The 12,919-nt window shown below is 41.7% G+C and carries 5 protein-coding genes and 1 rRNA gene; 5 read left to right on the forward strand and 1 reads right to left on the reverse strand.

The window, feature by feature from the left end:
* Window positions 1-117 precede the first annotated feature (117 nt).
* A 5S ribosomal RNA gene (gene rrf / locus PH210_RS22700) occupies window positions 118-234 on the forward strand.
* 222 nt (window positions 235-456) lie between these two features.
* On the opposite strand, the gene PH210_RS22705 is transcribed toward rrf, so the two are convergent.
* Window positions 457-762 carry a DUF4359 domain-containing protein gene (locus PH210_RS22705; protein WP_289988642.1) on the reverse strand — a complete coding sequence of 102 codons (306 nt, stop codon included), beginning with the start codon at window positions 760-762 and terminating at the stop codon, window positions 457-459.
* A gap of 351 nt (window positions 763-1,113) precedes the next feature.
* Between PH210_RS22705 and PH210_RS22710 the strand changes: the two genes are divergently transcribed.
* From PH210_RS22710 to PH210_RS22725, 4 genes are all read left to right on the forward strand, one after another.
* Window positions 1,114-2,040 (forward strand): CPBP family glutamic-type intramembrane protease, encoded by a 927-nt coding sequence (locus tag PH210_RS22710; RefSeq protein ID WP_289988709.1) that lies wholly within the window; start codon window positions 1,114-1,116, stop codon window positions 2,038-2,040.
* Window positions 2,041-2,509: 469 nt separating this feature from the next.
* Window positions 2,510-7,405, forward strand: coding sequence for a 5'-nucleotidase C-terminal domain-containing protein (locus PH210_RS22715; RefSeq protein ID WP_289988643.1), 4,896 nt, complete (start codon window positions 2,510-2,512; stop codon window positions 7,403-7,405).
* A gap of 469 nt (window positions 7,406-7,874) precedes the next feature.
* Window positions 7,875-12,053, forward strand: a complete 4,179-nt coding sequence (locus PH210_RS22720) for a S8 family serine peptidase (protein ID WP_289988644.1) — start codon at window positions 7,875-7,877, stop codon at window positions 12,051-12,053.
* A gap of 205 nt (window positions 12,054-12,258) precedes the next feature.
* Window positions 12,259-12,678, forward strand: coding sequence for a VanZ family protein (locus tag PH210_RS22725; protein ID WP_289988645.1), 420 nt, complete (start codon window positions 12,259-12,261; stop codon window positions 12,676-12,678).
* The last annotated feature ends 241 nt before the right edge of the window (window positions 12,679-12,919 follow it).

Below are 12,919 nucleotides of genomic sequence, written 5' to 3' on the forward strand. Positions count from 1 at the left end.
GGAGCTGACTGATACTAATCGTTCGAGGACTTAACCAAGTCATTAAGGTGAACTCGTTTTTACACTACTTCTTCTGCATTATCTAGTTTTGAGAGAATGAATTCTCAATTAAAATTGTCTGGTAATTATGGCGAGAAGGTCACACCCGTTCCCATACCGAACACGGAAGTTAAGCTTCTCAGCGCCAATGGTAGTTGGGGCACGCGCCCCTGTGAGAGTAGGACGTTGCCAGGCACGAAAAGGGACAGCTAATGAACGAGCTGTTCTTTTTTGTTTTCATTTCCAAATTTATTGAAGCGGTGGAGAAATCCAACGTTTTTTTGTGTCAAAAATTTCTTCCATTAATTCCTTCGCTAAATAAACACTTTTTTCCTTCTTCTACTGTCATCGGTAGGTCCAAGTGGAAAAAAATCGAATAACATCAAAAGGCCGAGTGGATTACCATTCGGCCTTTTATTATTGCTTATCAAAACTCGACAGCGGAATAAATTGATGAAAAATTCCAATAGATTTCACTTTTCCCATGCCTACATCGGAAAAATCGGTTTCATAAATAGAGAAAATAAAATAATCGGATTTTTTAGTGCCTGCATCGAAAATAGGTTTTCCAGCAAGTGAGAGAATGCCTTTTTGCAGCAGATTCGAGGACTTGTCCATCGTTTTGTGATTAATCCAGTCGATATATTCTGCTCGACCCGGATTGGTGGAAGATAAGACAAAAATCACTACAACTAGAAGAATAATAGAAGCAAACTGTTTCATTTTTTTAAGACCCCTATTCGTCATAAAATGTGTAAACTAGTATAAGATGTATTAATAATTTGGAAATGAACTCACACTGCTTGTACATTCTTATGTTAAAAGGGCAGAAAAAATGACGGTTAAATGATGAAATGGAAACAATATTTTGGTGATAATTGCCTGTCGGTATGTTAAATTATTACTATTATAATCTTGTAAAATGTTAAGGGGAATTGCCATGACAAGAAAATGGAAGTGGGCCATTGCCTGCTGCGTATTCCTGCTTTTATTTAACGGACTCGGAATCCTGGCAGCCAATATTCTTGGTAAGTAACAGGAGATTTTTCAAATCACAGGCAAGGAGTGACACGGATGACATCAAATTTAACAAAACCGATATCGAAAAAGTTACTCTTTGCAATGCTCATTGTGGCGGTTGGCGCTGAAGTCCTTCTTTATCTGGCCCGTTACAGCTATTTGGCCAGTACCCTGTATGATGCGGTCATGGTTTCATCTTTTTTTGTTGGCTGGAAGCTATACCGGCGGCTGGGTTATGAGAGTGTCCAACAGAAAACCAAGCGCCAGCGGATTCTACAATTCACCAGTGCTTTTCTGATTTTTTTCGTCGGCAGCACGATCATCAATATTTACTCCAGTGCGATGTTTACAGATTTCAACGATGATTATGACCAATATGTTGAAGATTATACCGATAGTCAGTCATTCGCAGCGGAAGACGATGAGGCAGTCGCAGCGGATGGTCCCGTTTGGGCCTTTTTTGATAAGGTCGATACGATTGGCGGGGATTTATATACGGATGCCCTCGCTGGTTTAGAAGAGGTATGGCGCCTATGTTATATCATTTTGCTGCTGATGGTGTTTAAAAAAGTATTCCGCCGCCGCTGGGAAAGCGGCTCTAGAGATATATTCCTGATGTTGGCCTTGTTCTTAACCTCAATTATCTTCGGAATTGACCATACATTGGATACGGAGCAGCCGTGGTCGATTAAATTAGGGGCAATCGTCACGTTTGGCAACATGGGTTTATTGTTGGGCCTCATCCTTCTATGGACACGAAGCCTGTGGTTAACGGTTATTGTCCACTCGCTTTATGATATCACGGCTACCTTGTCATGGTATTATATCGATTATGCATTAGAATTTTTTGCGCTTGTTGTTCTTTTTGTGCATGTGGTGCTGTTTTCAATGGAAAAGATGCATCAAAAGCGACCGGAACACCAGGTGGGTATGCAGGAACTATCAAATTTGCCCGAAGAAAAAGGTACGGAATCATTTTGATTCCGTACCTTTTTCTGTTTTTTTATGCCTTAAGAAAAAATTTTTTTCCGAGGTCTGTTCCAGACCTTTATGTAGGTATTACCTTCTTTACAGCGAAATACCTTAATCCCTATTAGTTTTAGGGGAGTGAATATCTCTTTCATATGCAAAAGCGGCATACTCTCAGCCTCCTAAAATAGTAGTTATTTCCATCATAACGGATTTGGAGGAATCAGGAAACTGATAAGACTCGATAATTATCGACTTGATTTCCCAGGAAATAACGATTTTTGACAAAATGCTTTGTAAAGATAAAGTAAGTATAGTGTGTTAATATGGTAAAATTGTTAAATTTTGTAGATTAGCAGTTTGTTTTAAAGTAGAATAGTAGGTGTACGACAAAGGTTACTAGAAGGGGGAATGCCTATTTAGTTTGTTTACTACCATTTAGTCGCAGGTATAAACATTCAAAAATGAGGAGGCGTAGAGATTGAGGTTTATTAAAAAACAGCTTTTTATTGTAACCACTATTTTAACATTATTAGCAAGCTACGTGTTGCCTTACCTTCATCATGCAAGTGCAGCAGAAAATTACATAACGGTAGCACAAGCCATTGCCAATAACTCTGGAACGGCAACCGTGAAAGGGTATATTGTCGGCTATGCGAAGTCAGGAACAAACTATCAAACGGCAGCACCTTTTCCAGATGATTTCAATTTTGGTATTGCCGATAGTGCAACTGAAACCGACCCGGCAAAAATCCTTCCAGTTCAAATAACTTCAGGCTTAAGAGCGGAGTTCGGGTTAAAAACGAATCCTGCGAATATTGGGAAGGTTGTATTTGTTACCGGAACATTAACAGCCTATTTTAGTGTTCCGGGATTAAAATCCCCAACTGCCATGAGCTTTACAGCTCCAGACGGAGGCGGCACTGTTGACCCGCCGCCAGTCCCAGAAGATGGCTTCAAAATCAGTGCCATTCAAGGGGAAAGCCATACTTCGCCATACAATGGCAAAAATGTTACTGGGGTGACCGGAATCGTCACTCAAGTGATGGACGCAAACAATTTTTACATGCAGGACCCATCTCCGGACAATAATCCGAAAACCTCCGAAGGAATCCTTGTTTACAAAAAAGCGCACGGCTTTGTGAAAGGCGATAAAGTGGCCATTGATGGATTAGTTAAGGAATGGGTCATCGATGGATACAGCGACAAGCTGGAAACGGATCTTCCTTCCACGGAAATCGATGCAAATGCAGGGAAAACTACTAAACTTGCGAGCGGACAAGAATTACCGCCTGCCCTCGTTTTTGGCAAGGACATCAATCCGCCGACACAAGTCGTTGATAATGACAAATTTGCCAGCTTCGATCCTGAGGAAGACGGAATCGACTTTTTTGAAAGTATTGAAGGAATGCGAGTGGCCATTGAAAATCCAGTCGCAGTTGCGCCGCAGAGATACGGCGAGGTTCCAGTCATAGCCGGGAAAGTGGATGGTAAGACCTATACAACTCCAGGAGGTATTCCGATTACAAAGGACAATATGAACCCGGAAAGACTGCACCTTCTGTTTGGCAACAAAAACTTTGTTTCTAAAACCGGTGATCGCTTTGATGGTACCGTTTATGGCGTTGTAACGTATACTTTCCAAAACTATAAAATTCTTACTGATGAAGCATCATTGCCAAAGCTGGTGGAAAGTGATTATAAGCAAGAGATAACGGATATCGTCAAGAAAGAAGATAGGCTGACTGTGGCTTCATATAACATGGAAAACTACACAAAAGCCGATGCAGCGAAAACAAATAAAATCGCCCAGTCCATTGTCCAAAACTTGAAAACACCTGACATTGTCGGTTTAGTAGAGGTTCAGGATAACAATGGTGAAACAGCAGGCGGGGGAACAGATGCTTCGCAAAACTACAAGGCGCTTATCGATGCGATTAAAGCGAACGGCGGTCCTGGGTATCAGTGGACAGATATTGCGCCGGTTGACAATCAGGACGGCGGCGCTCCAAATGGAAACATTCGTGTCGGCTTCATTTACAATCCTGATCGCGTTTCCTTAAAAGCAGGAGCAGCAAAAGGTACGGCCACTCAAGCTGTCGGCTATGAAAATGGCTCGTTAACCTTGAACCCAGGAAGAATTGATCCGGCTAATGCTGCGTTATCTTCCAGCCGTAAACCGATTGCTGCAGAATTTATGTTTAAGGGCGAAGACGTGATTGTCATTGCCAACCACTTTAACTCCAAGGGCGGCGACCAGCCGATTTTTGGAAAAAATCAACCGCCGGTACTGGGCAGTGAAGCGAAACGGGTGCAAATCGCCGGCATCGTGAACAATTTTATTAAAGATGTAAAAAGTAAAAATGCAGATGCAAATGTCGTCGTTCTTGGTGACTTGAATGACTTCGAATTCTCCAAGCCATTAACAGCATTAAAAGGGGCAGAATTAACAAACTTAATCGAAAAAGTTCCTGCACCTGATCGCTTTACCTATAGCTATCAAGGAAACTCACAAGTGCTTGATCACATGCTCGTGTCTAACAATCTAGCAGATCGTTCCGAAATTGACATCGTCCATTTGAATTCACCATTCACGGCCGCACAGGGACGTGTCAGTGACCATGATGCCGTACTAGGTCAGTTCAACCTGAAAACAGAAACGGCGCCTTCCGCACCTAAGGCCATTGACCTGTCAATCATGCACGTGAACGATACACATGCTAATGTGGAGCAGTATCCAAAGCTGACGACAGCAGTCAACCAAGTAAGAGGCGAGAAACCAAATGCCATGCTTGTTGACGCAGGGGATGTGTTTTCAGGAACACTTTACTTCAATCAATATCTTGGAAAAGCTGATTTAGGATTTATGAACACGCTTGGCTATGATGCGATGACATTTGGGAACCATGAATTTGATAAGGATTCTGCCACTCTGGCAAGCTTTATTCAAGACATGAAGTTCCCAATGTTAAGTGCAAACGTCAACGTAACCAATGATCCTATTTTAGGACCGCTTTTCAAAAATCAAATCAGTGACTCACCAAAAGGCGGCAATATTTATCCGGCCATCATCAAACCGGTTGATGGTGAAAAGGTCGGCATTTTTGGGTTAACAACGGAGGATACTTCTTACCTTGCCAATCCATCGGATAAGATTGTGTTTGAAAATGCAACAGAAAAAGCGAAAGCAACAGTTACGGAGCTTAAAGCAGAAGGAGTCAATAAAATTGTCGTCCTATCCCATCTAGGCTATGGACCAGACCAGGAGCTCGCAAAAGCGGTGGATGGAATTGATATTATCGTGGGCGGACATACCCACACGAAGCTTGATCAGCCAGTTGTAATTGAAAAAGCAGAACCAACCGTCATTGTTCAAGCGAACGAATACCTCAAATACTTGGGTGTATTAAATGTAAGCTTTGACGAAAATGGTGTGGTGACAGCACAGGACGGCAAGCTGATTGATTTGGGGCCAAATTCTACGGTTGTGCCTGATGCAGCAGCACAGGAGAAGGTTGACGAATTAAAGGCTCCGCTAGAAGAATTGAAAAAGACTGTCGTGGGATCTTCTAATGTTGTTCTAGACGGTGAGCGTACTAATGTACGTTACAAAGAAACAAACTTAGGTAACCTTGTCGCCGATGCGATGGCCCAGAGAGCGAATCAACTAGTGCCTGGTACCTTTATCGCGATGCAAAATGGCGGCGGCATCCGCGCCTCGATTGACCAGGGAGATGTCACGCTTGGCGAGATTTACACGGTTATGCCATTTGCTAACTTACTAGTTACATTAGATTTGACAGGAGCTGAAATCTGGCAGGCACTTGAACATAGTGTCAGCAAGGTGGAAAGCGGAGCAGGTCAATTCATGCAGGTTTCTGGTATTCAATTTAAATATGACCCTGCTAAACCTGCATTTGATAGAGTTTGGGACGTGAAGGTTAAAACTGCGAACGGCTTTGAGCCTATCGATTTGGCGAAAACCTATTCTGTCGCTACGAATGCGTTCGTTGCGGATGGCGGTGACGGTTATACAGTCTTCAAACAAGCGAAAACAGAAGGACGCATTCACGAACTGCTTCTTGTCGACTATGAAATTTTAACGGATTATTTTGCAAAGAATAGCCCGGTTTCTCCAACAGTTGAGGACAGAATCACGGCCGGAGCAGAGCCGCAGCCACAAAATGGCTGGGTGCAGGCAGACGGTAAATGGTATTACTATGAAAATGGGGTCCTCCATACTGGATGGTTAGAATTAGAAGGTAAAAAATATTATTTTAACCAAGATGGCGTGATGCAGACAGGCTGGATGAAACTTAATGAAAGCTGGTTCTACTTCGGCATAGACGGCGTCATGCAAACCGGCTGGCTAGCACTTAATGGAAACAAGTATTACTTGGGAACGGACGGTGTTTTAAAAACTGGCTGGGTAACAATTGAAAAGATAAACTATTTCTTCGGTCCAAATGGTGTCATGAAAACGGGCTGGGTTTATGCTGCTGGAAAGTGGTATTTCCTTGGTGCAGATGGTGCCATGCAAACCGGACTTGTTGAAATAAATGGCAAAAAATATTACCTCGGAACGGATGGGGTAATGCAGACTGGCTGGATCACAATCGAAGGAAATGTCTATTACTTTAATGCCAGCGGCACTATGCAAACAGGATGGCTCGATTTAGGCGGCAATCGTTATTATCTTGGAACGGACGGCGTTTTACAGACAGATTGGGTTGAAATCGAGGGCAACTGGCATTTCTTCGATGAAACTGGCGCCATGGTCACCGGCTGGGTACAAATTGACGATGAGTTCTATTATTTCGATCCAGATGGCATCATGGCAATTGGATTGAACTACATTGATGATGAACTTTATTATTTTGACGAAGATGGTGTAAATCAAATTGGCTGGGTCGATATCGATGGACAATGGTACTACTTTAACGAGGATACAGGGGCCTTAAAGCTAGGCTGGGTATTATCAAATAAAAAATGGTACTTCCAGGATGAAGATGGAATTGTAACAGGCTGGGTGAAGGATAAGGGTAAATGGTATTTCTTGCACTCAGATGGTGTTATGCAAACAGGCTGGGTGAAGGATGCCGGCAAGTGGTACTTCTTAGCCTCTTCTGGTGCGATGCAAACCGGCTGGATTAAACCGGATGGGAAATGGTATTATCTTGACGCTGCTGGTGCCATGAAAACTGGATGGGCCTATGTCAGTGGTTCCTGGTACTTCATGAATAACAGCGGCGTTATGCAATCCGGCTGGCTGTATACAGGCGGCAAGTGGTATTACTTATATGCAACTGGGAAAATGGCGAAAAACACCACGATTCAGGGCTATAGGCTCGGCGCAGACGGCGCTTGGATCCGCTGATAAACTCTTAATGAAACAGGCCAACTCTACTTAGTAGGGTTGGTTTTTCTATTTTAATATAGAAATAACATTCCCCAAACTGGAAATAGACATCTTGTTTTATTATTTAAAAACCCTATTATTATGCAATTCCGACATAATCAGATAACATGCCCCGCGTCTATTCTTTCAATTTTTACAAAAAGTTATCCTCAAAAATGTGACAAGATGAATCTATAAAAAACATGTAAATACAATTTTTTTCCCAATATGCCTTAAAGTGGAGACATAAACCCATATATGACTATAGTCGCACTCCTTTTTGTCGAAAATTGCGAAAAATACTTCTTCGTTCTCCGAATAATCTATTGCCAATTCTAGACAAAAATACTAAAATTATATTTGTATATTCCGACTTTTCTAACTTAATAGAAAAAGGGATAAACATATATGTAGAATTACATATTTCACATTAGGGGGGGAATCTTTAATGAGCAAAAAGAACCACAATAAGAAGCGCAAAATTGCTACATACGCATTAGCGTCAGCTCTAGTTCTGACAAACTTCGGTTTTGTTTCCCAAACAAATGCCGCGACTAATAAGCCAGGTGATTTAGAAGCGAAGCTTAAGCAATTCAAGCAAAATCAAACAAGAACATCATTTAAAAAAGCGGCAGCTAAAACTAACGCACGCGATAATCTTAAAGCGACTGACAAAGTTCGTGTCATCGTTGAGGTTGACGGACAAACTCCAGTTGAATATGCAACCCAGCAAGGTGTTCTATATAAAGAATTATCAGAAGATAAAAAATCTTCACTCGTTTCTAAAGCGGAAAGCCAGCAAAAATCTGTAAAGGCTAAAATCGCGGGTAAAGGTGTAGCGATTAAGTACAAGCAAAATTATTCCACGGCCTTCAATGGTTTCAGCGGTGAAATGACTTACGGCGACATCGCAAAGGTTGAAAGCGTTTCCGGTGTTAAAGCGGTTTACTTATCAAATGAGTATAAAAAGCCTGAAATGGAACCAAATCTAAAAACGAGCCACAATTTTGTTCAATCCCGGACAACTTGGAAAGATGCCGGATTTAAAGGCGAGGGTATGGTTGTAGCGGTAATCGACACGGGTGTGGATCCAAGCCACCGTGACTTTAAATTGACTGATTCTTCCAAAGAAGGATTAACAAAGAGTTCGGTTGATAAAATCGTTGCTGACAAGGGCTTAAAAGGTAAATTCTACACAGACAAAGTCCCTTATGGTTACAACTACTATGATCAAAACAACACCATCCTTGATTTAGGGCCTGGCGCAAGCATGCACGGTATGCACGTTGCTGGTATCGTAGCAGCAAACGGTGACGAAGCAAATGGCGGTGTTAAAGGGGTTGCTCCGGAAGCGCAAGTTCTTGCGATGAAGGTATTCTCTAACGACCCAATTTACCCATCAACATGGTCTGACGTCTATCTTGCAGCGATTGATGACTCTATTAAACTAGGTGCCGATGTTCTAAACATGAGCCTTGGTGATGTTGCTGCATTCTATCAAGAGAACGGAGCAGAAGACCTTGCAATTCAACGTGCAACAGCTAACGGAATCGTTTGTGCGATGTCTGCTGGTAACTCCAACCATATCGGCGACGGCTGGGATGACCCATATGCGCAAAATCCTGATATCGGTGTTGTAGGTGCACCAAGCTTAAATCCTGATGGTATTTCCGTTGCTGCTTCGGGTAATGAAGCATACTTGTATCAAACGAATGTTACGGTTGATGGCCTAGCAGGATTCACTGCATTAGGTAAGGGTATTGACGACTGGTCGAAGCTCTCTGCAGACAATGGCGGCAAACTTGAACTTGTCAGTCTTGGTGCCGATAAGCTTGGCTCTCCAGAAGACTACGAGGGTCTTGATGTAAAAGGTAAAGTGGTACTTGTTCCACGTGGTACTTTATCTTTCTTTGATAAAACTAAAAACGCAGCTGCAGCGGGTGCAGCAGGAATCATTGTTTACAATAAGACAAATGGAGTCTGGTTCGATAATCAAGGCGGTTGGGATGTTCCATTCATGTTGATTCCTGGTGCAGAAGGCGCTACACTTGAACAGCAAATCGCAAATGGACCAGTGTTCATCAATGTTGCTACAGCCAATAAGCAAGAAAGCCCTGAAATGGGTCGTATGACTAGCTTTACTTCATGGGGAACTACACCTTCTTTAGAACTGAAGCCGGAAATTACAGCTCCTGGTGGAAATATTTATTCTACCGTTAACAACAATCAATACGAAGTAATGAGCGGTACTTCGATGGCATCTCCACATGTTGCTGGGGGATCTGCTTTAGTTCAGCAATATTTACAAGGTGATGCCCGCTTCAAGGATCTTTCTGTTGCAGACCGCACGCATCTTGCAAAAGTATTATTGATGAACACTGCGCAAGTGATTAAAGACTTAAACGGCCAGCCGTTCTCACCACGCCGTGAAGGTGCAGGAATGATGCAAACATATTCAGCTGTGACAACACCTGCTTATGTTGTAAACAAAGCCAATGGCGCTCCAAAAGTAGAATTGAAGGATTTCCAATCTAAGCAATTCTCCATGACGTTCACAGTAAAAAACATCTCAAAAGACAAATCCGTGACTTACAATGTAGATACTAGCGTGTTAACAGATACTATTCAAAATTTTGGCAAGGACATTCCTGAATACAATGCACTAATTGCAGGTAATCTAGAAGGTGCAAAAGTCGAAGCTCCTAAAACTGTAACAGTTCCAGCTGGTAAATCAGTTGATTTTACAGTAAATGTGAATTTCACTAATGCAAAAATTCCTGGGCTTGATGCAGAAGGAAATAAGACACTTTTCGATTTAAGACCGAACATCTTTGTTGAAGGATCTGTTAATTTAACTGGCTCTGATGCAACTATTCCTAACTTAACTGTTCCATACGTAGGCTTCTATGGTCATTGGGATGAGCCGCAAATTGTAGATGGATTTAAAGATCTTGGTGAAGTTCGTTATTATGATTTAGAGTATGGCTTTAAAAAATATTATAAAATCCCAGATGGTTCTGATGTGTTAATGGATGATGAAGAATATTTCACAAAGCCAGTGCCTGAGAAGAATTTCTATGCTCTTTCACCAGATGGGGATAATTATCATGATAGCATGAACATACTTCCATCATTCCTAAGGAATGCAGCCGAAGTTCAATTTAACATTTTAGATAAGGATTTCAATCAAATTAAACGTGTGAAGTCTGAGTCAGATGTTATTAAAACTGCATTTGATGGTGGAAATGGTAATTTCTTTAACTATAAGGCTGACCGGGTATGGGATGGAAAAGTAAAAGGCGAACCTGTTAAAGACGGCTTGTACTATTATGAAATTAAATCAGTAATTGACTATGCTGGTGCTAAATGGCAATCGAAGAAGATTCCAGTTTATGTAGATACTACTAAGCCAGTGGTTGCTGCTACCTTTGATTCTGAGAAGCAAGCGGTAACTTGGAAGACAACTGAAAACGGATCTGGTGTTGAAAGCTACGATATTTATGTAAATGGTGAGCCTGTTGACTCTGTCGATGGCAAAGCAACTTCTTTCTCATTTGCAGGATTAGAAACACCTGTACCAGATAAAGCTGTTGTTGAAGTAATGGCTTGGGACTACGCTGGAAACGTCGGTACTGATACAGCTGCAAAAGGCGATGTGGATCTGCCATTAATCATTATCAGCGATGGTTCAAAGGATAGTACAGGAGAATACGTTCCAAATTCACCAGAGCCATGGGGAGCTTACAGTACAAAAGAAGTTCCTGTAAAAGGATTTGTTTCTGATGATACTGGTATTAAAGCCATTAAGGTAAATGGAAAAGACGTTGAATTTTCGCAAGGTGAAGATGGCAAGTTCTACTTTGATACTACTGTTAAGTTTGATAAGGATGGCTTATATGATGTAACAGTTGAAGCGACTGATCACTCTAATAAGTCCTTCTCAATTGCACGTAAAGTCTTTATCGATACAACAAAACCAGTGATTAACGTAAACGCACCTTCACGCGTAGATAAGAATGTGGACAAGGTTACCTTAAATGTGAACCTGCAAGATAACTTCCACTACTTAAGCTTCTATGTAAATGAAGATAATGAGTTTGAAGTTCCAAAGGTAAGCCCAATTGATGATATTCAACCATTGAATAAAAACTATTCCGTAACTGTACCTCTTATGGAAGGCGAAAACAAAGTAACCCTTAAGGCGAAAGACCTTTCTGGTAACGAAACAGTGAAGGAAGTTGTCATCAACCGTCAGGATGCTGTTGTACAGAAGAATGGCTGGAAAATGGAGAACGGTTTTTGGTTCTATTATGTGAACAATGTTAAAGCTACTGGCTGGGTAAAAGACGGCGGTAAGTGGTATTTCTTGAAGAAAGACGGCCAAATGGCTACTGGCTGGGTATTTGATGGTGGAGTTTGGTATTACCTAACTAAATCTGGCGATATGAAGACTGGCTGGTTATTAGAAGAGGGTAAGTGGTATTACCTAAACGCTAACGGTTCCATGGCAACTGGCTGGAAACTAATTAACGGCAAATGGTACTACCTAAACAAAAATGGCGTTATGGCTGCTAACACAACTGTTGATGGCTATAAGCTAGGAAAAGATGGAGCTTGGATTAAGTAATCATCAGATCCAATGAAGGCGAACAGATTATCATCTGTTCGCCTTTTCGCTTGATAAGCGTATAATTGTCGACTTTGAGAATTGTCCAGCTCCAGCGCCTAGCCCCTCGAGGTTTCTTGTCGGGGCTTACCAAGACGCTTCCGCTTTTCTTGTGTATACTTTTCACCTTCGGAGCCGAAAATGGATTCTGAAGGAGGAACCATTCATGAGAGTAATCTTTATCCTATCTTGGACATTATTGATTTTTGTTTTTACCTGTACCGCAAACTTCTCAGAATTGATGGCATCAGGAGCGGTTTACTTCGAGTGGGATGCGCACCCGCAATTTACTGAATTACTGGAACCCCTTCCTGTTAGTATAAACATGGGATTCATCATCCAAAAAGTAGGTCATCTAACCGCTTTTTTCATCTTAGCGCTATTACTTCAGACCAAAGTTCACTCGAAATTTGAGGTCTTTATTTTTGCGGCCTCCTATGCAATATTAACCGAGTTTCTTCAATTATATTTCACCAGGGACGGCAGGCTGTTTGATATCGGAATTGATAGTGCCGGCATACTCCTGTCAATTGCCATCGGCAGCTTCGTGAACGCAAGGAATTCAAAGGAAATCAGTCATTCCTAAATGAGGGAGTGGCTTTTTTCATGCCCATAACGGAGGAATTTTCCAGTTTATATCCAGCAAATGTTGAAAGTTTCGCAAAATCGGTAGTAAATTCCTGAAAATATGTAGTAAGTGCCCAAAAATGTGTCAAAAGCTCCTCGAAATATGTAGTAAGTGCCTAAAAACATGTCAAAAGCACCTCGAAATATGTCATAGGCTCAACCAGCACCTAATTAATTATTAATACCATTGACCCAAACCT

The sequence above is a fragment of the Paenibacillus sp. BSR1-1 genome (assembly GCF_030403775.1).
In the GTDB taxonomy this organism is placed as follows: Bacteria; Bacillota; Bacilli; order Bacillales; family Cytobacillaceae; genus Neobacillus.